Raw genomic sequence first — 21,238 nt, 5'->3', positions numbered from 1 at the left:
GTAGCTTCGGGCCGGAGACGCGAGGCTCGGAATCAGACGGGAACAGGGCTACAAGCCGGTTGGAGCCGACGCTCAAGGCGTTGAAACGGTCGGGTTCGAGCCCGGGGCGGGGACATCGAACCCGAGTAGAGGCAGCGGGAGGCGCGACCGACTGCGTGCTGGCACTGAATCACGCATTGGGCTGGGCTGGGTATTCTGTGGTGGCGACAGTGGTCGCGCCACTTACTCGATTGAACACTGTACATAAATATCTTCTCCCCCTGAGAATACCCACTACTATTGTTGGCTATATACTAGTGTGTTTCAAGATATCACAGATAGTTATGCATGATTGTCAAACCCAAAATCCGCCCCGAGAGCCTTCGTCGGAACGCGAATCGCCATCTCCAGTCCGGCGGCGTCCCGCGGCGGGTCGCTCGGGAGCGTTGCGAGGGGTCGCCGGGCTGCGGCCGCGAGGACGAGCGCGTTGAGCACGTCGTCGCGGGCCACGTCGCGACGGAGCGTCCGGTCCAGCGTCTCGCGGTAGGCGCGCTCGGCGTCGACCTTCGGCGCGTCCGTCGCGTCGGCGTTCGAACCGTGGTCGCCGACTCCGTTTCTCTCCTCGCCTCCGGCGAACGCCGTCCGAAGTACGTCGAGGCGGCGAGCGCGGCCCTCGGGCATCGATTTCGAGTCCGAGAGCGGTTCGCCGGCGAAGGCGGCAAAGGCGAGTTCGGGATGGGATTCGAACACTCGGTCTCTGGCGCGCGGCGTCTCCCGGAGGACGGCGTCGACCTCGCGGATTTTGGGCACGAGGTGCCACGCCTGAATCGAGAGTCCCGCCCCGGTCCGCTCGCGGTTCGCCGCGCTGGCCGCCTCGTGGGAGTCGGCGTCGAGGACGGCGCGGACGGGGGCGAAGAAGACGGTAGCGCGCCGAGCGCCGAGCAGTTCCCGAGCCTCGCGGTCGCATGCGCGGCGGTCGGAGTCGGGCAGGCCGATAGGGATGTCCACGAGTACCCGCCCAGCGTCCCGCTCGCGGGCGAGTTTCCAGACGGCGGCGAAATCAGAGACGACCCGCACGGAGAGACCGCCCGTGTCGGCGACGGCGCACACCCAGCCCGACCGGCAGCCGTCGACGCCGATAACGGGGGAAACGCATCGCTGTGGCACGAGTCGAGTTACGCCGTCGAGCGAGAGAAAAGCTCTGGGTTCAGGAATCGAGAGCCACAGCGGTCATCTGCCGACAGGTGTCGCGCAGTTCACCGAGCGTCACGTCGATGCTCGCGTCGAGCGAGACGAGCAGTTTTACGCCGTCGTTGAGCGGTACCCTGACGATGAGTGCGTCGTCGATGGCGAACGCGACGAGCTCCGGACCCCCGATTGGGAGGTCTTCGAGCGGTTGGTCGATGGCCTCCTCGTTCGTGAGCGTCGCGACGAGCGTCTTGACGGTGTCTTCGTCGTAACGGTCGAGAAGCGACTGCTCGAAGAAGCGAACCCGCGTCTGAACCGGCTCGCACCACACGATTGCCCGGAGCGCATCTCCGTACGCTTCCTGTAGACCAGATGATAGCTCTGGCGCGGGGAACTCACCCGATTCGACGACGGTAATGTCCGCTTGTTGGTCGAGTGCGACCCGCTCGTAGGCGAGTTGGCCGAGGTCCGTCAATCCGTAGAGTCGCCCTTTCTGCTGTGACTCGGGTACCAACAGTTCGACGATGCCCCGCTCCCGCAGCTCGGAGAGCGCTCGAGACACGTGCGGCTGTGCGAGGTCGGTCTCCGCGGCGATTCGAGAGGGCAGTCCCGAACCGTGCTCCGAGAGGTACCGACACACGGCCAGTCGGTACCGGGAACTCGCGATATACCCCGCGGAATCCCACGTCTCGGTCATAAATGAGACTCTCCGCTGGTTGTTTTCATCATGATTGACACGTCCCGTACTGATATGCAATGGCAAGCGTGGTATATCTTTCGAGGGTTGGACAATACTACCATATACGTACCATATATCGGCTGAGAACGGGACGCACTCCCACTTACTTGCCCAGAGTGTGACGATTCAGTCACCGAAGACCGAACTCTTTGCGGACGTACCAACGTGGAGTGACGCCGACGTAACCGGATACCTGCACGGTTACCCGGTGACATGTATGCCAGCAAACACATATATCAGTTCGGTCTCGTACCAGGTAACGCAATGATAGTAGTACCCCCGACGACGGACCGCCACACGACCACCGACGCGACGGAGGTGCCGAGATGAGCGTCGCGCTCCAGTTCGCCGCCCCCGGCGCGGACATCGCGTTCCTCCTCGCGCGCGTCCTCTTCGGCGCGGTGCTCGCGTTCATGGGACTCAACCACTTCCTGAACCTCGACCACATGACCGGCTACGCGGAGATGAAGGGCCTGCCGGCACCCCGCCTCGGCGTCGTCGTCTCCGGCGGGATGCTCGTGTTCGGCGGTCTCGGTATCGCCCTTGGCGTCTTCCCCGCGCTCGCCGCCGGGGCCGTCGCCGTCTTCCTCGTCGTCGGAACGCCGGTGTTCCACAACTTCTGGGCGGTCCCCGAGGACCAACAGGAGTCCGAGATGACCGGCTTCCTCAAGAACGTCGTCATGCTCGGCGGCGCGCTCGTCTTCCTCGCGCTCAGCGGGACGACGTGGTCCTACGCCATCGGCCTGACGCTGTTCTGACCGCCGACGCAACTCACGACACGAACCCTGACGCGCGTTCCGACGCGACCTCGGCGGACTCCCGAGGCGTCACCGCCCCACAGATTCATCGGCGTCCGAACCCACCATATACCCATTCGTGACCGACGCAATACCGGATTCGACACATCCTCGTCACCTGCCGAGTAGCCGATCCCGACCGCCCGCGGCGGGGGGTCGCTGATGGACGGCGCGCCCGACGCCTTCGGCTCCCCGTACCGCCTGCTCTCGGGGGCCGTCGTCCCGCGCCCCATCGCGTGGGTGAGCACCCGCGGCGACGACGCCGACAACCTCGCGCCGTACAGTTTCTCCACCGTCGCCAGCGTCGACCCGCCGGTGCTCGTCTTCGCGCCGGTCGGCCGCGGCCCGTCGCTGAAGGACACGCCGCGAAACGCTATCTCCCGCGGCGAGTTCGTCGTCAACGTCGTCACCCGCGACCTCGTGGAAGCGATGAACGAGACCGCCGCGACGGTCCCGCCCGGCGTGGACGAGTTCGAACACGCCGGCATCGAGAAGGCCGAGGCCGTCCGGGTCGACGCCCCCCGCGTCGCCGACGCCAAAGTCGTCTTCGAGTGCACCCTCTACGACAGCATGGAGGTTGGCTCATCGACGCTCGTCCTCGGCGAGGTCGTCCACGCGCACGTCGCCGACGAGGTGCTGACCGACGGTAAACTCGACACGAGGAAACTCGACGCGGTCGGCCGCCTGGCGGGCAACGAGTACGCGACGACCGACGACCGGTTCGAACTCGTCCGCCCGGACTAGCCCCTTCCGACGGAACCGCTCCGACGACCCTCCCGTTATCGAAAATTGATAATGGGGCGCGAAGATTTATCGCGGGATACGGAGTCTGTCGAACCAATGAGCGACGTGTCGTTGTCGAGCGTACTCTCGTTTCTCGAAACCGATGACGCCGCGACCGTCGTCGAGCGGGTCCGCGCGACCCGTGGGGAACGAACGAAACGGAGCGTCCGCGACGGGCGGACGTTCCTCTTTGCGGCCCCCGAAGGCGAGTCACAACCGACCGAGGTCGTCTGGATAGACGTGGAAGCCGCGTTCGACGCCCGGAGTGTCGAGGCGTTCGCTGAGCGCTGCGACGACCGCGGCATCGACGGGACGCTCCTGACGACCGGCGACGAAGCGCAGGCCGCGGAGACGCTCGCCCTCGCGTTCGCGACCGACGAGCAGCTCGACGAGCCCGACGAGGACGGCGACCGGGCGCTCCTCGTCGACCCCGACGAGGTCGAACGCCCCATCGACCTCGTGGCGCTTCCCGACCTCGTGGAGGCGCTCGAAGACGCCGACCTCGACGAGGACATCATCGACGAGTACCACGAGCCGCACGAACCGGAGTTCGAGGACATCGTCGACGAGATTGACGCCGAGGAAGCCCGCGCTGCGGCCGAGGCGGACGCCGCGTCGGACGCGGGGTCCGGTCGCGCGCTCGCGCTCCTCGTCGCGGCCGTGGTCATCGCGGCGGTCGCGGCGGCGTTCGTGCTGTTCGGGCCGTTCTGAACGGCGTTTGGGGTCGCTTACTCACACATTCTGCCTTCCCTGCGACCTGTCTTCCCTGCGACCCGTCTCACCCGCGAGCGCGACGCTTCGCGAGCCGCTCGATTCTGCGCAGCGCGAGCGCACAGACCGCGGCGTACGGCCCTGCGAGAACCGGCACTTCGAACCCCGCCTCGCAGCGGTCGGCCCCGACCGACTCCACTCGGTGTCCCGTCGCCGGAATCCCGGCCACGTGCCACGTCCACCGATGGGACTCGTCGTCGCACGTCTCGATGCTGAACGGCACCCAGACGCCGGCGACGCGGACCTCGCCGCGACTGCCTGCCTCGATGCGCCCGTCGACGCCGCGGACGGCCGACACGCTCGGCCCCCAGTCGGGCCAGTCGGCGACCGACACCAACACGTCCCACGCCGCCGCCGCGGGAGCCGAAATCCGCCGGGAAACGACCAGTCGCCGCCCCTCAGGCGTGCGCTCCACCCGCGTTCGGGTCCGGCTCGACTCACCCCTCATATCTCCTAGTATGCTAATAAGTCGTAATATAATATCGCCGAAATCTTTATCCGCGAACCGTGGTAGCAATTACCAAGGCAACACATGAGCAACACAAGTGACCGCCCGAATGCGACGATGCGAGACGTCAGCCACACACCGCCGACAGGCGAGAGTGTCACGAACGTCTGGGAGCGAGGACACGAATCCGAGTCCACAGAATAGCCGGGCAGAACCAATCGCACGACGACGAACAGCAACGAACCACACGCATCGAATCGACCGACCAGCCAACTAATCGAACCGTAACGAACCGACCGAACAGCAACGAACCGACCGAACAGCAACGAACCGACCGAACAGCAACGAACCACTCGCACCGAACTCGACCAACCAGCCAACCAATCGAAACGAACCCAGCGAATCAACCACGAGACAGCCAACACGATACAACGACCCACGTAACCGACCGATCGACCGACTGCATCGAACTCGACCGCCTCCCGCTGGAGAGGGAGAACGTGCGTCCTTCCTGCGCACCGTTGCGACCGACTCGCGCCGGCCGTTCCGCCGGCGCGCACTCGATTTCCGACCGACTGTACCCGTCCGACCGGCTGGACTCGTTACCCGCCGGAGCCGACACCTATCGGGACGTTTAACCCCGAGTCCGACGGGCGTTCGAACATGAAGGCCACCGCCAAGGCCCACCCGATTCAGGGCCTCGTGAAGTATCACGGGATGCGAGACACGGAACGCCGGATGCCGTACCACGACAGCATCAGCGTCTGTACGGCACCGAGCCACACGAAGACGACCGTCGAGTTCCTCCCCGACGCCGACGAAGACGTCTACGTCATCGGCGGCGAGGAAGTCGAAGGGCGCGGCGCGGAGCGCATCCAAGCCGTCGTCGACCGGGTCCGCGAACTGGCCGGCTTCGACCACCGCGTCCGCCTCGAAAGCGAGAACTCCTTCCCTTCGAACATCGGGTTCGGCTCGTCGGCGTCCGGGTTCGCCGCGGCCGCGATGGCGCTCGCCGAGGCGGCCGGCCTCGACATGACGCGCCCCGAAGTCTCGACCATCGCCCGCCGCGGGTCGGCGTCCGCCGCTCGCGCCGTCACGGGCGCGGTGTCGCACCTCTACTCGGGGATGAACGACACCGACTGTCGCTCCGAGCGCATCGAGACCGACCTCGAAGACGACCTGCGCATCGTCGCCGCGCACGTCCCCGCCTACAAGGAGACCGAGCAGGCCCACGCCGAGGCCGCCGACAGCCACATGTTCCAGGCGCGGATGGCCCACATCCACGCCCAGATAGACGACATGCGCGACGCGCTGTACGACGGCGACTTCGACGCCGCCTTCGAACTCGCTGAGCACGACTCGCTGTCGCTCGCGGCGACGACGATGACCGGCCCCGCCGGCTGGGTCTACTGGCAGCCGCGCACCATCGCCGTCTTCAACGCCGTCCGCAGGCTCCGGAACGAAGAAGACGTGCCGGTCTACTTCTCGACCGACACCGGCGCGAGCGTCTACGTCAACACGACCGAGGAGCACGTCGACCGCGTCGAGAAAGCCGTCGCCGACTGCGGCGTCGAGACCGACGTGTGGGGTGTCGGCGGCCCCGCCGAAGTGCTCGACGAGTCCGAAGCGCTGTTCTGAGCGGTCGCGAACGCGCCGGCTGCACCCGCCGTCACCCTCTTTTCTCTCGCGCCCTACCCGTCAGTCATGCGTGTCCTGGTTCTCGGTGCCGGGTACGCGGGCCTCACGCTCGCCCGCGACCTCGAACGCCGACTTCCCGCCGACGCCGACCTGACCGTGGTGAACGACTCCCCCCACCACCTCGTCCAACACGAAGTTCACCGCGCGATTCGGCGGCCGGCGGTCGCCGACGCGATTCAGGTTCCCCTCGACGAGGCGCTCGACCGCGCCGAGGTCGTCGTCGGCCGTGTGACGGGCGTCGACCGCGACGCGCGGACCGTCCAACTGGCCGAGGGCGACGCCCTCGACTACGACTACTGCGCGGTCTGTCTGGGCGCTGAGACCGCCTACCACGGCATCCCCGGTCTCGAAGCCCACTCGGTCCCGCTGAAGCGCGTCGCCGACGCCGAAACCATCCGCAAGCGGTTCCTCGACGACTGCGACGAGGGCGGCACCGTCGTCGTCGGCGGCGCGGGGCTGTCGGGCGTGCAGGTCGCCGGCGAGCTCGCCGCCCTCCGCGACGAGGAGGACGCGCACGCCGATATCGTTCTCGTCGAACAACTGGACGCCGTCGCGCCGTCGTTCGCCGAGTCGTTCCAGCGGGCGGTCCGCGACGAACTCCTTGACAGGGGCGTCGAGATTCGGACCGAGACGACCGTCGAGTCGGTGACGGGCGCGACCGTCGCGACCGACACCGGCGACATCGACTACGACCTACTCGTCTGGACGGGCGGCATCGCCGGCGACGACGCGATGGGCGGCGAGCGACCTTTCGTCAGGGCGGACCTCCGACTCGACCGGCGGACGTTCGTCGTCGGCGACGCGGCCCGCGCGGTCGACGCCGACGGCGAGCCGGTCCCCGCGAGCGCCTCCGCGGCTCTCCGGGAGGCGAAAACCGTCGCCGGCAACGTCGCGGCGCAGGTCGAGTTCGAACTCGACGGCGACGGGAACGACTTCGCGCCGCGGCCCGACCCCTACCGGTTCGAAGTGCCCGGCTGGATCGTCTCGGTCGGCGACGGCGCGGTCGCGCAGGTCGGCCCGAGCATCTTCCGCGGGAAGGCCGCGAAGGCGATGAAGGCAACCGTCGGAGCCGGCCACCTCACCTCGGTCGGCGCGATTTCGCGAGCGGTCGACCTCGTCGACGAGGAACTGCACGCCTGACGCCGCCCCCGACAGAAGCGCTCCCGTAGTCGAGGGGTTCCCCTGAGAAGTTCTTTATCCGATGGCGGAGTATCGCCGTCCATAGTCAACGATGCCGGGCACCATCTCCGAGACGACGCCTCCGAGGGCACCGCTCGAACCGTGACTGACGAGCGAGGTGTTCGATGAACTGGCAGCACACCGCCTACGCCTACCCGATGGTCTTCGCGGCGGTGGTCGCCGGCGTCCTCTCGGCCTACGCGGTCCAGTTCGTCCGCCACCGCGGGCGGAACCCGACCGTCGTCTCGTTCGCCGTGCTGACAGCCGCCGTCAGCCTCTGGACCGCGACGACGGCGGTCAAGCTATTCCTCGTCGACCCCGGGGCGAAACTGCTCGCGTACAAGTTCCTCCACGTCGGTGCGATGGCCGCCGCGCCGACGTTCTTCGTCTTCGCCCTCGCGTACACCGACCGCCGGGAACTGCTCGACAGGCACGTGGTGGCGTCGCTGTACGTCGTCCCCGCGGTGTTCCTCGTCGTCCTCTTCACCAACCCGCTGGAGTTGGGCTACACCGGCTGGGAGCTGTCGACCGTCGACGGCGTGACTATACTCTCCGTCGCCGACGGCCCGGTGAGCGTGTTCGGCCTCGTCTACGGCTTCGTCCTGCTGTTTCTCGGACTCGGCATCATCGGTCAGTACGCCCTCGAACTCGACCGCCCCTACCGGACGCAGGCGACGCTCCTCATCGTCGGGATGCTCGTGCCGTCGGTCGTCGCCGCGCTCGAACTCACCGGCACGCCGCCACTCGCCGGAGGGATCAATCTCATCCCCGCCTCGCTCGCGGTCCCCTCGGTGACGTTCGGCATCGCCGTCTACCGCTACAAGCTCCTCGACATCCTCCCGCTCGCCTACGCGACCGCCGGCGCGCACTCGGCCGACGGTCTCATCGTCCTCGACGCCAACGAGGTCGTCGTCCACGTCAACGACCACGTCCGCCCGCTGTTGGGCACCGGCGACCCGCTCCTCGGCCGCTCGGCGAGCGAGGCCCTCCCGAACTACGACGACCTCGGCGACGGTCGCTCGTCGTGCGACGTACTGGTCGAGGGCGAACGCTACGTCGAGTTGACGCGCATCCCGCTCGACCAAGCCGGCGACCCACTCGGCTGGGTGATTTCAGTCCGGGACGTGACGCCGCGGAAGCACTACGAACTCGCCTTGGAGTCGAGGAACGACGAACTGGAGGTGCTCAACCGCATCGTCCGCCACGACATCCGAAACGACATGCAGCTCGTGACGGCGTACATCGACATCGTCCTCAAACACGAGCCGCTGTCCGACGAGGCGCGGTCGCAGTTGGAGACCGCGCTCCGGCGGGCGCTCAACACCGTCGACCTCACCGACGTACTCGGACAGTTGATGCGCGCGACGAACGACGACGAGCGCCGCCGTCACCTCGACGTCGGGGCCACGCTCCGAGAGGCCGTCGAAGACGTGCGCGAGGGCTATTCGAACGCGATGTTCGAGGTCGGCGACCTCCCGTCTGCGACGGTGTCCGCTAACGACCTGCTCGACTCCGTGTTCGTGAACGTCCTGAAGAACGCGGTCGTCCACAGCGACCGCGACGAGCCGTCGGTCGCCGTCTCGGCGGCGGTGGACGACGGGTGCGTCACCGTCCGCATCGCCGACGACGGCCCAGGCATCTCCGACGAGCGGAAGTCGGTCGTCTTCGGGAAGGGCGCGAAGGGGCTCGAAAGCCCCGGCACCGGAACGGGACTGTACCTCGTCGAGACCATCGTCACGAACTTCGGCGGCACCGTGCATATCGAGGACAACGAACCGCGGGGGAGCGTCTTCGTCATCGAACTCCCGCTCGTGACCGTCGAAGCCGCGGACTGAGCGACCCGGTCGCGGCTGGCGCACCGTCCGTCGGATCAACTCACCGCACGTTTCCCGCTGTGTGACAACTGTTATCGGATATGTATGTGATTAACAATCATGGAATATTCGCTCTCGGACGAACAGCGGGCCATCCGCGAGGAGGTTCGACGGTTCGCCGAAAACGAGGTCGCACCGGTCGCGGGCGAGTACGACGAGGCCGAGAAGTACCCCGCTGAGGCCGTCCGCAAGGCGTCGGAGATGGGGTTGACTGGGGCGCACTTCCCCGTCGAGTACGGCGGCGTCGGCTACTCCTCGCTGGAGAACGCACTCGTCACCGAGGAACTGTTCGCAGTCGACCCCGGAATCGGGCTCTGCATCACGAGCGCCGGGTTCGGCGCGGAGGCCATCATCAGCTTCGGCACCGACGACCAGAAAGAGCGCTTCCTGCCGCCCATTACCGAGGGTAAATCCGTCATGGGTGCGGCCATCAGCGAGCCGCAGGCGGGGTCCGACGTGACCTCGGTGCGGACCCGCGCCGAGAAGGACGGCGACGAGTGGATCATAAACGGCACCAAGATGTGGATAACGAACGGGAGCGTCGGCGACTACTTCGTCGTCATGTGCCAGACCGACCCCGACGCGGACGACCGCTACGCGGGCTTCTCGCAGCTTATCGTCGAGGCCGACCGCGACGGGTTCTCCGCGGACAAGATAACGGGGAAGATGGGCATCCGCGCCAGCGATACGGCCGAACTCGTCTTCGACGACGTGCGCGTGCCCGAGGAGAACCTCGTCGGCACCGAGGGGATGGGCTTCCTCCAGCTCATGCAGTTTTTCGACGAGACCCGGACCGCGGTGGCCGCGCAGGCGGTCGGCATCGCCAAGGGTGCCTGCGAGCGGGCGCTCGACTACGCCAAAGAGCGCGAGCAGTTCGGCCGCCCCATCGGCGACTTTCAGGCGATTCAACACAAGCTCGCGGAGATGCACACCGCGACCGAGGCCGCCCGACAGTTGACCTACAAGTCGGCGTGGAGCGTCGACAACGACGAGGACCAACTGACTGCGCTCGCGTCGATGGCTAAGGAGTTCGCCTCGAACGTCGCCACCGACGTGGCCGACGAGGCCGTCCAGATTCACGGCGGGGCCGGCTTCGTCAACGACCACGACGTCGAGCGGCTCTACCGCGACGCGAAAATCACGCAGATTTACGAGGGTACTACGGAGATTCAGAAGAATATCATCGCCCGCGAACTGCTCGGCAAGGGGTTCTGAGTCGGGTCTGAGACTGCCCGCGGCTCGCGGCGTCTGGCCGCCGCCGCGGACGACATCACTCGTGGACGAGGTTTTACCGCCGCCGCTCCAAGGGAGAGTGTGGCACCGTTCGACGCGATTCTCTTCGACCTCGACAACACGCTCTGTACGAACGACCAGAGCGGCGAGACCATCTACGCCGGCGCGTTCGACGCCGCCGGTCTCGACCGCTTCGGCGAGCCGTCGGACCTCTGGACCGCGCTCGACGGCCCGCCGGACCACGACGACCACGAGGGCTACCTCGCCGACGGCTTCGAGCGCGTCGCGGCGAAGCACGACCGCGAGGGGGTTGACGTTCGGGCGCTGGCCCGCGGGTTCGTCGAGACGGTCGACTACTCCGCCGTCTCGTTCCGTCCCGGTGCCGAGGCCGCGCTCGCCGCCGCCCGCGACCACGCGTCGGTCGGCCTCGTCACCAACGGGCCCGAGCGGCGGCAGTCCATCAAACTCGACGCGCTCGGCATCGCCGACGCGTTCGACGCGGTCGTCTTCGCGGGCGACATGCCGCGACGAAAACCCCATCCCGACCCGTTCGACCGGGCGCTCGCCGACCTCGACGCCGAGGCGAACGCGAGCCTCCACGTCGGTGACTCGCTGGAGTTCGACGTTGACGGTGCCCATCGCGCCGGCCTCGACGCCGCGTGGTGCCCGGTCGAAACGGAGGCGGACGGTGCGAACGCCCCGGACGCCGGGGCGCACGCCCCAGCGTACGTCCTCCGGTCGCTCACCGAGTTTTTGGCGATTCTCGACGACAGGCGGTGACGACGGCTGGGGTCGCCGCCGGCCGCCCGCCCGTGCGCCGTCCGCTGGACCTTTGTTGGCGTCGCCCCTAGAGTGGCTCCATGGACCCCGTCGCAACCGTGCTCGCCCGCGAGTTTCCCGAGCGACGCGTCGCGGCGACGGCCCGCGTGCCGAACGGGAACCACAAGCGGACCGCGGTGGCGACGTTCGCCGACGGCGGGGAAGTCGTCGTCCAGACGGCGACCGACGCCGCGGCGCTGGCCCTCGAAGCCGACCTCTCGCGGGCGGTCCGCGAGCGCACGACGATTCCGGTCCCCCGCATTCTCGCGTCGGGCGCGCTCGACGGGTTCGGATACGTCGTCGTCGAGCGCGCCGCCGGCGACGAACTCCACGAGCGGTTCGTCTCGCTCGATTCGGCGGCCCGGCGACGGGTCGCCCGGTCCTTCGGCGTCGGTCTCGGCCAGCTTCACGAAGCGTTCTCTTTCGGGGGGTACGGTCGGCTCGGACGGTCGGCCCGCGGGAGACCGCGGGCCGACGGTGGCGGTTGTGGTGTCGTCGACTCGCTGACCGACCGCGGGTTCGACGCCGCGAGCGCCGACGGCAGCGACTGGGAGACGTGGTTCTCCGCCTACGCCCGCGAGGGAATCGCCGCGCTTCCGACCGAGTTCGACGGGCTTCGAGAGCGGTTGGCGGACGCCGTCGCGGCCGCGTCGCTCCCCGCGAACCCGCCGTCCCGCCTCTACCCGTGGGATTTCAGACCGGGGAACGCGCTCGTCGCCGACGGCCGCGTGACCGCCGTGCTCGACTGGGGACAGCCGATGGCCGCCGCGCCGGGGCTTGCCGTCGCCAAGGTCGAACACCTCGTCGCCGACTGGTACGTCGAAGACGGCGCGCCACTTCGCCGGGCGTTCCGGGCGGGCTACGAGTCGGTCCGGCCGCCCCCGGCGGTTCCGCGCGCCTATCGGGTCGCCGCCGTCGTCCACTCGGCGGTCGATTCGGCGGGGGAAGTCACCCGTCCCGGCTATCCCGAGCGGACCGGGGCGGCCGCGCTCGACTTCCATCTGAACCGACTCGACGCGCTGTTGTAACCCCGCTCGGAGTCGGTGCCGTCGACTCCATTCGAAGGCGCGCCGCGCCCCGCGCCGACACGAACTACTAATTCGGAGTGCGTGGTAGGGACAAGCATGGTACGAGAAGACGGCAAGCGAAACTTCGTCCTCGTCGAAGACGGCGAGGAGACGAGCGTGTTCAGCGGAACGTATCCCCGGCAGGCAGCGCTGAAGGCCGCTCGACGGCTCCACCCCGCCCCGAGCCCCGATGACATCGACGGGAAAGCGACGCTCAGGCTCCGCGAGCGGGGAACCGACCGCGTCCACGTCTACGAGGGGTGGGCGTGGACCGAGGAGAAAGACGACGACGCCCCCGAGTGGATGGACGACTACGTCACTCGGGCGAACGTCTCGAAGCAGGGTATCGAACACCTCGAGGCGTAAGTCGAGGGTTCGGCGGTTCGGGGACGACTTCGTTTTTTGCGGGTCACGGGTCGAGTTACCGGCTTAGTCGCCGGCCTGGGTTACCTCGTCGTGGCCGCCGTGGCCGTCGTCGCCGACCGACTCCGAGCGGTGGAGCCAGTAGAGGACGCCGAACAGGCCGGTGGCGAACACGTTCAACGCGAGCTTGTAATCCGCCTCGATGCGTACCTCGGCGATTTGGACGCTCTCGGGCGCCGGGATGAGCCCCGCGCCGAGGAAGACGAAGTGGATGACGACGCCCGTCAAGACCGCCGCGACGAATATCATCCCCGAGAGGACGGCCGCGAACGTCGTCCCGTAGTACTCGCGGTAGGCGTCCATGATGGGCGGGACGATGAGGTCCGCGTAGATGTAGCTCAGGACGCTCCCGAACGGCAGACCGTTCGAGAACAGGACCGCCCCGAACGGGACGTTCCCGACCGAGCAGACGAAGGTGACGACGCCGATGACGGCCCCGAGGACCGCGGTCCAAAAGACGTACACCGGAAGCCCGAACGCCGGCCCCGAGAACACCGAGGTCCACACCGACTCGGGGATGAACCCGGCGATGAGGCCGGCGAAGATGAACCCGATAGCGATTTCGTCCCAGAGCATGCCCCACTCCTTCCACTGCTTGTCGGCGAGCGCCTTCCACCCCGACAGCGACGTCGCCCGCTCGCGGACCGTCGTGTTGGCCTCCTCGGGGTCGAAGCTCTCCTTGCACGACTCCGAGCAGAAGTAGAACGTCCGCCCGTCGTGTTCGACGGAGTACTCGGTCTCGTCGGGATTCACCTCCATCCCGCAGACTGGGTCGCGGACGGTCTCCGAGCCCTCGTCTTGGACGTTCTGTCGGGCCTGTTCGACCACCTCGTCGGGCACGAGGTAGACGAAGCCGAACGCCATCAGCCCGATGAGAATGAACCCGCCGAGGATGTCGGCCACGAGGAACTGCCAGCCGAGCAGAATCCAGATGACCGCGCCGATTTCGATGACGAGATTGGTCGAGGCGAACATGAACGCCCCGAGGGTCGCCGCCGCCGATCCGCCCTTCTTGAACAGGTTCTTCGCCGTGGCGATGGCGCTGTAGGAACACGACGAGGAGACGAAGCCGAACAGCGAGCCGTAGCCGATTTCCCGCGGGCCGTGGCCCTCCAGTAGCTCCGAGACCTCCTCGCTCGAGGTCCACGCCTCCACGCCGCCGGCGATTGCGAAGCCGACGACGAGTGCCCACCACGTCACCCACGCCATGGCCGCGGTGGTCGAAAGCGCCTCTCGGGCGCTCTCGACGAGGAACGTCCCCAGCGGCTCCGTGGTCGTGAACACGCCGATGCCGACCGTCGCGAGTGCGATGACCGTGAGTATCGCGTATTCGGTCCGGTCCATGGGGGTAAATATGAGGGGAGCCGTACCTAACTCGGTTGTGCCTAGGAGAATCGGGCTTTCGACGCGGCGTGAGTTTTGATTCCGAAGACGAGTCGGCGGCCCAGTTAAGCGAGAAAGCCGAGGGTCGGTACGGCGGCTCCGACGAGCACCCGAAAGGCGAGCGGTGCGCCCGGCGGCGGGCGGTCTCTCGGACCTAGAGGATTGTGAACAGCGGTCGCTCACTTCCGTCGCTCACCGATTCCAATATTTCGCGGAGATGATTCTCCACTCACGTTGTTCGCGGAAGAATCATGGGCGCTGCAGGATTTGAACCCACGGCAACTTGGTCCGAAGCCAAGCACTCTGTCCAGACTGAGCTAAGCGCCCTACATGACTTCGTCTGTTGTGGACTGTTTTAAATGGATTGATTCGAGGCGGCGACTCCGCGCGATTTATACCCGACCTCCGAACAGTACGGGGTATGTCTCTCGGTACGCGAGCGCGCGGGTTCGTCGAACTCACCCGACCGGGAAACGCCGTCGCTGCCGGCGTCCTCACGTTCACCGGGGCGTTCGTCGCCGGGGCGGCCCCGAGCGACGCGCTCGTCGTCGTTGCGGCGATGCTCGCCACCGTGTTCGCCACGGGTGCGGGCAACGCCATCAACGACTATTTCGACCGCGATATCGACCGCATCAACCGCCCCGACCGGCCGATTCCGCGCGGCGCGGTGACCGCGGCCGAGGCGAAGTGGTTCAGCGTCGCGCTGTTCGGCGGGGCGGTCGTCTCGGCGTTCGTCCTCCCGGTCGTCGCCATCGCCATCGCCGTCGTCAACCTCGTTGCGCTCCTCGCGTACACGGAGTTCTTCAAGGGGCTCCCGGGTATCGGCAACGTCGTCGTCGCCGCGCTCACCGGCTCGACGTTCCTCTTCGGCGGCGCGGCCATCGGCGAGCCGTTGGGCGCGGTCGTCCTCTGTGTGCTCGCCGCGCTGGCGACGCTGACCCGCGAAATCGTCAAAGACGTGGAGGACATCGGTGGCGACAGGGAAGAGGGACTGCGGACGCTTCCCATCGTCGTCGGCGAGGAGGCGTCGCTGTGGCTCGGCGCGGTCGTCTTGGTCGTGGCCGTCGCGGCGAGCGCAGTGCCGTTCATCTGGGGCGGGTTCGGGCTGGCGTACCTCGGCGTCGTCGTCCCCGCCGACGCGGTCATGCTTGCTGCCGCGACGCGGGCGTTCGCCGACCCGGCCGCCGCCCAGCGCCGACTCAAATACGGGATGTTTTTAGCGGCGTTCGCCTTCATCGTCGGACGGGCGACGGCGCAGACTGGAGGAACCATATAAATGTATGCGGACGAACAATCGGTCGGATTCCGGGGAACGCGCCGACGAACGGAGGGCGTTCTATCCGCCAATCAAAAAGAATATTACCGGCTCACCGAATGGTCGTACTATCCGATGACCCTCGGCGAGCGGAAGCGTCACGCGATTGCGTTCCTCGGAGTCGATACCGTCGAACCGAGGTACCCGCATGTATAAGCTAGGCGCTGACCTCGACGTCGAGGTCGAACCGGGGACGAACCTCCTTCTCGTCGGACCGCCACTGACCGGCAAGCGCTCACTGGCGCTCGACATCCTTGCCGAGGGCACTCGAAACGGCGAGGGCGCGGTTATCGTCACGACCAAAGACGGCGCGGACCGCATTCTCAACGACTTCGGTAAGCGACTCGACTACGAGGGCAAACCCGTCGCGATCGTCGACTGCGTCACGAAACAGCAGGGTGTCGGCGAGGTCCGCGACGACGACCGAATCCGATACACGTCGTCGCCGGTCGACATGACCGGAATCGGAATCAAGCTCTCGGAGATTCTCAAGGAGTACTACCAGGACCGCGGGCTCCCGGAGAACCGTATCATGCTCCACTCGCTGTCGACGCTCCTGATGTACGCCGACCTCCAGACTGTCTTCCGATTTCTCCACGTGTTCACCGGCCGCATCCAGAGCGTGGGCGGCCTCGGCCTGTTCACCATCGACGCCGACGCCCACGACGACCGGACGATGAACACCATCAAACAGCTCTTCGACGGCATCATCACGACCCACGAGGACGCGCCGCCGGACATCCGCATCGCGGACCACTGAGACGGGAGTCCGGGTGTCCCGACTGGGACGACGGCCGCGCCGCACACCCGCCTGACGTTTTTATCCGCAGCCGGCCACGTCGTAGGTATGCCCATCACCAGCGACGACGACATCCGCGTGCTGCTCGACGCCGAGACCATCGCGGTCGTCGGCTGTTCGGCCACGCCCGGCAAGCCCGCCCACGACATCCCGGCGTACATGCAGCGCCACGGCTACCGCGTCGTTCCGGTCAACCCCTTCCACGACGAAATCCTCGGCGAGACGGCGTACGACTCGCTCGCCGACGTGGACGAGGACATCGACCTCGTGGACGTGTTCCGACCGTCCGAGGAGGCTGGCGACATCGTCGACACCGCAATCGAGCGCGCCGCCGACCGCGGCGACGTGGCGGCCGTCTGGCTCCAACTCGGCATCCGCGACGACGACGCGGCCGCCCGCGCCGAGGAGGCGGGACTCTCGTTCGTTCAGGACAAGTGCTTCAAAGTCGAGCACTCGCGGCTCGCCTGAGCGGGCGGCGGAGCGACGAGTCGGTCGGAGCCGGCCGCTGAACCGCCGTTTTTACCCTTCCCACGACTCGAAGTCGCCGTAGACGCCCTTCGAGAGGTATCGCTCCGAGGAGTCGGGGAAGACGGTGACGACGGTGTCGTACGGGAGGTCGAGGTCGCCGGCGGCGGCGCGCTCGGCCACGTCGACGGCGGCCAGCGAGTTGGCGGCGGCGCTCGACGCGACGAGGTGGCCCTCCTCGGCGGCGAGGCGTTGCATCTCGTCGTGGGTGTCGCGGTCGGCGATTTGGACGATTTCGTCCACCAGTTCGGGGTCGAACAGCTCGTTCGTCGCGGGGTCGTGCGTCCCGATGCCCTCGGTCTTGTACGACGCCTCCGCCACGTCGCGGCCGTGGAGCCGGGCGTAGAGCGAGCCTTCGGGTTCGACGGCGGTGACGAACGTGTCTTCGTGGTGCTCGCGGCCGTAGCGCGCCATTCCCATGAGCGTGCCCGCGGTGCCGCAGCCGGCGACGAGCGCGCCCACTTCGCCGTCGAGCGCGTCGTAAACCTCGGGCGCGGTCGTCTTGTAGTGCGCCTCGGGGTTGAGCGGGTTGGAGAACTGCTGGGGGACGACGGCGTCGTCGAGTTCGTCGGCGAGCTTGTGGGCGCGGTCGATAGCGCCGCCCATCCCGTCCTCCGTGGGCGTGTTCACCACGTCGGCACCGAGCGCGCGCATGAGCGTCTGTTTTTCGACGCTGAACCGCTCGGGGACGACGAACACCGCGCGGATGCCGAGCTGTCCGGCCCCGACGGCGAAGCCGATGCCGGTGTTGCCGGCGGTCGGCTCGACGATAGTGCCGCCCTCGGGGAGCTCACCCGATTCGAGCATTTGTTCGAGCATGTACGTCCCGATGCGGTCCTTGACGCTCGCGCCCGGGTTGAACGATTCGAGCTTCGCGTAGACGGGCACCTCGTCGGGCGACGCGTGGACTCTGACGAGCGGCGTCTCGCCGACGGTGTCGAGCACCGAGTCGAGAGGGTCGCGGTGCGTGGTCATACGTGGGCAAAAGTTGCCCCTGGCCCTGAACGTTTTCATCCCGATTCACCACCTCATCGACAGTCGGCTCGGGGTCGGAGCGGTTGAGGCCGGTCGAAAGCACCGTCTTTGAGACTGGAAGCGGGGCTGTGGCAGGGGACCAATGCCGAAAGCGAACGAGAGGGACGGAGGGGTCGGTCGGCCTACGCTTCGTCGGTGGCGGCGTCGCTCGACGCGTCGGCGTCGCCGTCAGACGCGTCGGCCTCGTCTCCGGCGGTGTCCTCCTCGGCTTCGGAGATGTGCGCCTGCGCGATGGCGGCGTCGAGGTCGACGCCCTGTTCTTCCGCGATTGCTTCGAGAATCGCCCGCTGTTCGGCGTTCTCGGCTTCGAGCCGGTCGACGCGCGACTTCGTCTCGTTGACCGTCTCGCGGACTTCAACGACCTGCTCGCGCAGTTCGTTGAGCTTCTTGTACACGTCTTCGGCCATCTCTGCGACCTTCTGGAGCTTCTTCGCGGTTCCTCCGAGTGCCATGTTTCGCCTCTCGGACTCGGGGCTTGTACGACTTCCGGTGCGATGTCGGAGCGACGGACGCGAACGCCGAGAGCGGAACTGAGGGACCGGACCTCAGCCGAGTTCGTTCGGGTCAACCCGGTCGACGACGAACCGGAGGCCGACGAGCGCGACGACGCCGACGAAGACGAGTCCCGCGACGGCGACCTTTGCGCCGACGCCCGCGGTCCCGAGGGCCAGTCGCGCGGCCGTGTTCGCGGGGTTCAGGGGCAGCAGCGACGCGCCCGCGAAGACGAGGAGCACGCCGATGGAGTACAGGAGTTGGGCGACCCGACGGTCGGGCGAGGTGATCGCCACCGCCGCGCCGAGGGTGACGACGACGGCCGAGAGCCCGGCGACCATGCCGAACAGCCACGGAACGCTCTCGATAGTCGACCCGTTCAGTTGGAGGAGGAGCATCCACGCCACCGCCTGCACCGGGGCCAGTCCGCCGGCCGCGAGGAGCTTCCCGTCCACGACGGCCGCGAAGCTCACAGGCGCGACCCGCAGGAGTTCGAGCGTCCCGCGGGCGACCTCTTCCGTGAGCGAATCGACCACCAGCGACCCCGAGATGAACACGGGCAGGAACAACAACAGCGGGACGAGCACCGTGTAGGTGAAGCCGAAGTACGGGCTCGACTCCGCCGCCGGCGGGAGGGAAAGCGGGTCCGTGGCGAGGAACGCGCTCCACTCTTCGCGCTCGTTGCGCTCCAGTTCGCGGAGCGCGTCGCGGAGGCGGGTGACGACCGCCGTCGTCTCCACGCCCGTATCGGGCGCGACCGCCGCGATTCGTATCCTGCCGTCCTCGCCCGTGGACGCCGCTAAGACGGCATCGACCTCCCGCTCTTGGAACGCCGTCATCGCAGCCGACGTGGAGTCGTACGGTCGCCCGCTGAGCCCGTCTTCGGACCCGACGGCGCGAAGCAGGTCCTCGACTGCCTCCTCGTCGCCCGTGACGGCCACGTCGACCTGATAGCTCGCCGCGCCGGGGTCGTACAACGAGACGAGCCCGACGACGAGGAACGACGAGAACGCCGCGACGAACAGCTGGATGGCCAGCGCCAGCACGATGGTCTTTTCCTTGCGGAGACTGCCGAGTTCGCGCCGGGCGATGGCGAGTCGCGGGCTACCCAAGGGCGTTCACCACCTGGAGGTTGTAGACGAGGTGAATCACGATGGCACCCACGAGCGCGACACCGTAGGCCGAGCGCCCCCGACTCGCCCCGAGGGCGGTCACGCTGGCGGTCACCGCGTGGAGTGCCAGCGGCGCGAGGAACAGTCCGAGGACGACGAGGGCGCTCACGCCGGTGCCGTCGCCGATACCGACCCCGGAGGGCGCGAAGGCGGTCTGTCCCAGTGTGAGCGACTGCAACCCGGCGAGTTGGGCGATAGCGGTGAACTTCTCGCCGACGAAGAAGCCGAGCCCGGAGAGCCCACCGAGGACGAGCGACGACCGGAGCGTCCGGGAAAAGCGCGCCTTCTCGAAGGCCGCGAGAACGTGGAGGCTCTTGGCCAACTCCTCGATGATCGCGACCGCGAGAAGAATCATCGGGACGGTCAGGTCCACCGGGAGGACGAACAGCACCGCGATGGCCAGCAGTTCGGCGATGAAGACGAACGGAATCGACAGCGCCGACAGGGTCGCCACGGAACGCGCCCGCGAGATTCGGCTGTCGAGCGCATCGAGGAACTTCAGCGGGACCGGCCGCTGGGTGAACATGTCTTCCTCGCGGTAGACGCCGACGCCGAGGAGGAACAACACGCCCGCGGCGAGGAGAATCGGCCCGACCGAAAACAGGAACTCGCCGAGCGGAATCGACTCGCCCGCGAGGTCGCGCACGACGAGCGTCAACGGCGAGATGAGCGCGATGGGCGTGACGTTCGTGAAGATGGCCGGGACGAACGTGTACGTCGTCAGGAACACAGACACCGTCACCGTGACGAACGTGAGTTCCTTGAACGAGCGGGCGAACATCGCGCCGACGAACGTCGACGCGAGAAACAGGAGGCCGATGGGGACGACCGCGGCCACCGAGACGACGCCACCGCCGACCGCCGCCGCGATAGCGACGGTGATAGCGACCGTGCCGAGCAGGTACGGCAGCGTCTTGCCGGCGACGATGTCGCTCGGCGAGATGGGCGCGACGAGGAGCAGTTCGCCGCGGCGGTTGATGCGCTCGTTGAGGACGCTCGACCCGTAGGCCTGAATCACGAAGTTCATCGGCACGAGGAAAGCGAATGCGAGGACGAGCGAGGCGAACGGAAACGGCGGGCTAATGCTCGCCGGCGACCCGCTGGTGTCGCCGCCGAAGAGGCCCGCTATCCCACCAAGCGACGGGGCGTCGACGCCGCCGTCGTCGGCCGCCGCGGCGTCGGACGCGTCCGGGCCGTCGGCGGATGTTCCGCCCGCGTCGTCAGCGGTTCCGCCATCGGTTCCGGTGTCGGCTCCGCCGCCACCGGTTCCGGCTCCCCCGCCGTCGCCGGTTCCGACTCCGCCACCTCCTCCACCTGCGCCGCCGTCGACGCGGCTTCCGGCCGGGACGAGCGCGGCGCGCTCGCGGTACTGGAGGTCGACGACGACCGGGAACGCCGCGGACTGGTTCTCCTCGTGGGCCATCTGTCGCTCGTTGTACGACTGGACCGCGTCGCGGAACGCGCTGTAGGCGGCCCGACCGGTCTGCGTGTCCGCGACCGAGATGTGCGTCTCGCTGAC

The 21,238-nt window shown here is 67.5% G+C and carries 22 protein-coding genes and 1 tRNA gene; 14 read left to right on the top strand and 9 right to left on the bottom strand.

The window, feature by feature from the left end; all coding sequences use genetic code 11:
- Positions 1-321: 321 nt before the first annotated feature.
- Positions 322-1,146 carry a DUF429 domain-containing protein gene (locus AM590_RS07885; protein WP_058826997.1) on the bottom strand — a complete coding sequence of 275 codons (825 nt, stop codon included), beginning with the start codon at positions 1,144-1,146 and terminating at the stop codon, positions 322-324.
- 40 nt (positions 1,147-1,186) lie between these two features.
- On the bottom strand, positions 1,187-1,864 hold the full coding sequence (locus tag AM590_RS07880) for a winged helix-turn-helix domain-containing protein (RefSeq protein WP_058826996.1): 678 nt from the start codon (positions 1,862-1,864) through the stop codon (positions 1,187-1,189).
- Between the two features lie 368 nt (positions 1,865-2,232).
- Between AM590_RS07880 and AM590_RS07875 the strand changes: the two genes are divergently transcribed.
- The 3 genes from AM590_RS07875 (at position 2,233) to AM590_RS07865 (ending at position 4,197) form a co-directional block, all read left to right on the top strand.
- Positions 2,233-2,664: a DoxX family protein gene (locus AM590_RS07875; RefSeq protein ID WP_058567461.1), complete on the top strand. Its 432-nt coding sequence runs from the start codon at positions 2,233-2,235 to the stop codon at positions 2,662-2,664.
- 201 nt (positions 2,665-2,865) lie between these two features.
- Entirely contained in the window at positions 2,866-3,447 is a 582-nt protein-coding gene (locus AM590_RS07870; protein WP_058826995.1) for a flavin reductase family protein, read from the top strand.
- 96 nt (positions 3,448-3,543) lie between these two features.
- Entirely contained in the window at positions 3,544-4,197 is a 654-nt protein-coding gene (locus AM590_RS07865; protein WP_058826994.1) for a hypothetical protein, read from the top strand.
- A 67-nt stretch (positions 4,198-4,264) separates the two neighbouring features.
- On the opposite strand, the gene AM590_RS07860 is transcribed toward AM590_RS07865, so the two are convergent.
- Positions 4,265-4,705 carry an SRPBCC family protein gene (locus tag AM590_RS07860; protein WP_253805903.1) on the bottom strand — a complete coding sequence of 147 codons (441 nt, stop codon included), beginning with the start codon at positions 4,703-4,705 and terminating at the stop codon, positions 4,265-4,267.
- 663 nt (positions 4,706-5,368) lie between these two features.
- Between AM590_RS07860 and mvaD the strand changes: the two genes are divergently transcribed.
- From mvaD to AM590_RS07825, 7 genes are all read left to right on the top strand, one after another.
- On the top strand, positions 5,369-6,343 hold the full coding sequence (gene mvaD, locus AM590_RS07855) for a phosphomevalonate decarboxylase MvaD (RefSeq protein WP_058826992.1): 975 nt from the start codon (positions 5,369-5,371) through the stop codon (positions 6,341-6,343).
- Positions 6,344-6,409: 66 nt separating this feature from the next.
- Positions 6,410-7,543, top strand: coding sequence for an NAD(P)/FAD-dependent oxidoreductase (locus AM590_RS07850; protein ID WP_058826991.1), 1,134 nt, complete (start codon positions 6,410-6,412; stop codon positions 7,541-7,543).
- Positions 7,544-7,707: 164 nt separating this feature from the next.
- On the top strand, positions 7,708-9,417 hold the full coding sequence (locus AM590_RS07845) for a histidine kinase N-terminal 7TM domain-containing protein (RefSeq protein ID WP_058826990.1): 1,710 nt from the start codon (positions 7,708-7,710) through the stop codon (positions 9,415-9,417).
- Positions 9,418-9,516: 99 nt separating this feature from the next.
- Positions 9,517-10,671: an acyl-CoA dehydrogenase family protein gene (locus AM590_RS07840; RefSeq protein WP_058826989.1), complete on the top strand. Its 1,155-nt coding sequence runs from the start codon at positions 9,517-9,519 to the stop codon at positions 10,669-10,671.
- 99 nt (positions 10,672-10,770) lie between these two features.
- Complete coding sequence (locus AM590_RS07835; RefSeq protein ID WP_058826988.1) at positions 10,771-11,469, top strand: HAD family hydrolase; 699 nt, start codon at positions 10,771-10,773, stop codon at positions 11,467-11,469.
- Positions 11,470-11,549: 80 nt separating this feature from the next.
- On the top strand, positions 11,550-12,536 hold the full coding sequence (locus AM590_RS07830; protein WP_058826987.1) for a phosphotransferase family protein: 987 nt from the start codon (positions 11,550-11,552) through the stop codon (positions 12,534-12,536).
- A 96-nt stretch (positions 12,537-12,632) separates the two neighbouring features.
- Positions 12,633-12,941: a non-histone chromosomal MC1 family protein gene (locus AM590_RS07825; protein ID WP_058826986.1), complete on the top strand. Its 309-nt coding sequence runs from the start codon at positions 12,633-12,635 to the stop codon at positions 12,939-12,941.
- A 63-nt stretch (positions 12,942-13,004) separates the two neighbouring features.
- Here AM590_RS07825 and AM590_RS07820 read toward each other — a convergent pair whose 3' ends face one another.
- The gene (locus AM590_RS07820) at positions 13,005-14,342 is read right to left on the bottom strand and encodes a permease (protein ID WP_058826985.1); all 1,338 of its coding nucleotides are present in this window, start codon (positions 14,340-14,342) and stop codon (positions 13,005-13,007) included.
- Positions 14,343-14,410: 68 nt separating this feature from the next.
- Between AM590_RS07820 and AM590_RS21250 the strand changes: the two genes are divergently transcribed.
- The gene (locus tag AM590_RS21250; RefSeq protein WP_256364936.1) at positions 14,411-14,539 is read left to right on the top strand and encodes a hypothetical protein; all 129 of its coding nucleotides are present in this window, start codon (positions 14,411-14,413) and stop codon (positions 14,537-14,539) included.
- A 94-nt stretch (positions 14,540-14,633) separates the two neighbouring features.
- Here AM590_RS21250 and AM590_RS07815 read toward each other — a convergent pair.
- A tRNA-Arg gene (locus AM590_RS07815) sits at positions 14,634-14,708 on the bottom strand.
- 94 nt (positions 14,709-14,802) lie between these two features.
- On the opposite strand from AM590_RS07815, the gene AM590_RS07810 reads away from it, so the two are divergent.
- From AM590_RS07810 to AM590_RS07800, 3 genes are all read left to right on the top strand, one after another.
- A complete protein-coding gene (locus tag AM590_RS07810; RefSeq protein WP_058826984.1) occupies positions 14,803-15,657 on the top strand; it encodes a geranylgeranylglycerol-phosphate geranylgeranyltransferase in 855 nt (284 codons plus the stop codon).
- Positions 15,658-15,844: 187 nt separating this feature from the next.
- A complete protein-coding gene (locus tag AM590_RS07805) occupies positions 15,845-16,456 on the top strand; it encodes a hypothetical protein (protein ID WP_058826983.1) in 612 nt (203 codons plus the stop codon).
- Positions 16,457-16,543: 87 nt separating this feature from the next.
- Positions 16,544-16,963 carry a CoA-binding protein gene (locus tag AM590_RS07800; protein WP_058826982.1) on the top strand — a complete coding sequence of 140 codons (420 nt, stop codon included), beginning with the start codon at positions 16,544-16,546 and terminating at the stop codon, positions 16,961-16,963.
- A gap of 51 nt (positions 16,964-17,014) precedes the next feature.
- Here the strand turns inward: AM590_RS07800 and AM590_RS07795 are convergent, their stop codons facing one another.
- From AM590_RS07795 to AM590_RS07780, 4 genes are all read right to left on the bottom strand, one after another.
- Positions 17,015-17,995, bottom strand: coding sequence for a PLP-dependent cysteine synthase family protein (locus AM590_RS07795; protein ID WP_058826981.1), 981 nt, complete (start codon positions 17,993-17,995; stop codon positions 17,015-17,017).
- Positions 17,996-18,177: 182 nt separating this feature from the next.
- Entirely contained in the window at positions 18,178-18,507 is a 330-nt protein-coding gene (locus AM590_RS07790; protein WP_058826980.1) for a DUF5798 family protein, read from the bottom strand.
- A gap of 93 nt (positions 18,508-18,600) precedes the next feature.
- Entirely contained in the window at positions 18,601-19,659 is a 1,059-nt protein-coding gene (locus AM590_RS07785) for an ABC transporter permease (RefSeq protein ID WP_058826979.1), read from the bottom strand.
- On the bottom strand, positions 19,652-21,238 hold a 1,587-nt coding region (locus tag AM590_RS07780; protein WP_058826978.1), incomplete at its 5' end, for an ABC transporter permease. The genes AM590_RS07785 and AM590_RS07780, both read right to left, overlap by 8 nt.

This window comes from Haloferax sp. Q22 (assembly GCF_001482285.1).
Classification (GTDB): domain Archaea; phylum Halobacteriota; class Halobacteria; order Halobacteriales; family Haloferacaceae; genus Haloferax.
The sequence above is the reverse complement of the archived record's forward strand: the minus strand, read 5'-3'. Positions and strand labels throughout refer to the sequence as shown.

Coding starts and splice junctions, on each gene's coding strand:
- AM590_RS07880 (WP_058826996.1), bottom strand. CDS start 1,864: ATGACCGAGACGTGGGATTCCGCGGGGTATATCGCGAGTTCCCGGTAC.
- AM590_RS07875 (WP_058567461.1), top strand. CDS start 2,233: ATGAGCGTCGCGCTCCAGTTCGCCGCCCCCGGCGCGGACATCGCGTTC.
- AM590_RS07870 (WP_058826995.1), top strand. CDS start 2,866: ATGGACGGCGCGCCCGACGCCTTCGGCTCCCCGTACCGCCTGCTCTCG.
- AM590_RS07865 (WP_058826994.1), top strand. CDS start 3,544: ATGAGCGACGTGTCGTTGTCGAGCGTACTCTCGTTTCTCGAAACCGAT.
- AM590_RS07860 (WP_253805903.1), bottom strand. CDS start 4,705: ATGAGGGGTGAGTCGAGCCGGACCCGAACGCGGGTGGAGCGCACGCCT.
- mvaD (WP_058826992.1), top strand. CDS start 5,369: ATGAAGGCCACCGCCAAGGCCCACCCGATTCAGGGCCTCGTGAAGTAT.
- AM590_RS07850 (WP_058826991.1), top strand. CDS start 6,410: ATGCGTGTCCTGGTTCTCGGTGCCGGGTACGCGGGCCTCACGCTCGCC.
- AM590_RS07845 (WP_058826990.1), top strand. CDS start 7,708: ATGAACTGGCAGCACACCGCCTACGCCTACCCGATGGTCTTCGCGGCG.
- AM590_RS07840 (WP_058826989.1), top strand. CDS start 9,517: ATGGAATATTCGCTCTCGGACGAACAGCGGGCCATCCGCGAGGAGGTT.
- AM590_RS07830 (WP_058826987.1), top strand. CDS start 11,550: ATGGACCCCGTCGCAACCGTGCTCGCCCGCGAGTTTCCCGAGCGACGC.
- AM590_RS07825 (WP_058826986.1), top strand. CDS start 12,633: ATGGTACGAGAAGACGGCAAGCGAAACTTCGTCCTCGTCGAAGACGGC.
- AM590_RS07820 (WP_058826985.1), bottom strand. CDS start 14,342: ATGGACCGGACCGAATACGCGATACTCACGGTCATCGCACTCGCGACG.
- AM590_RS07810 (WP_058826984.1), top strand. CDS start 14,803: ATGTCTCTCGGTACGCGAGCGCGCGGGTTCGTCGAACTCACCCGACCG.
- AM590_RS07805 (WP_058826983.1), top strand. CDS start 15,845: ATGTATAAGCTAGGCGCTGACCTCGACGTCGAGGTCGAACCGGGGACG.
- AM590_RS07800 (WP_058826982.1), top strand. CDS start 16,544: ATGCCCATCACCAGCGACGACGACATCCGCGTGCTGCTCGACGCCGAG.
- AM590_RS07795 (WP_058826981.1), bottom strand. CDS start 17,995: ATGACCACGCACCGCGACCCTCTCGACTCGGTGCTCGACACCGTCGGC.
- AM590_RS07790 (WP_058826980.1), bottom strand. CDS start 18,507: ATGGCACTCGGAGGAACCGCGAAGAAGCTCCAGAAGGTCGCAGAGATG.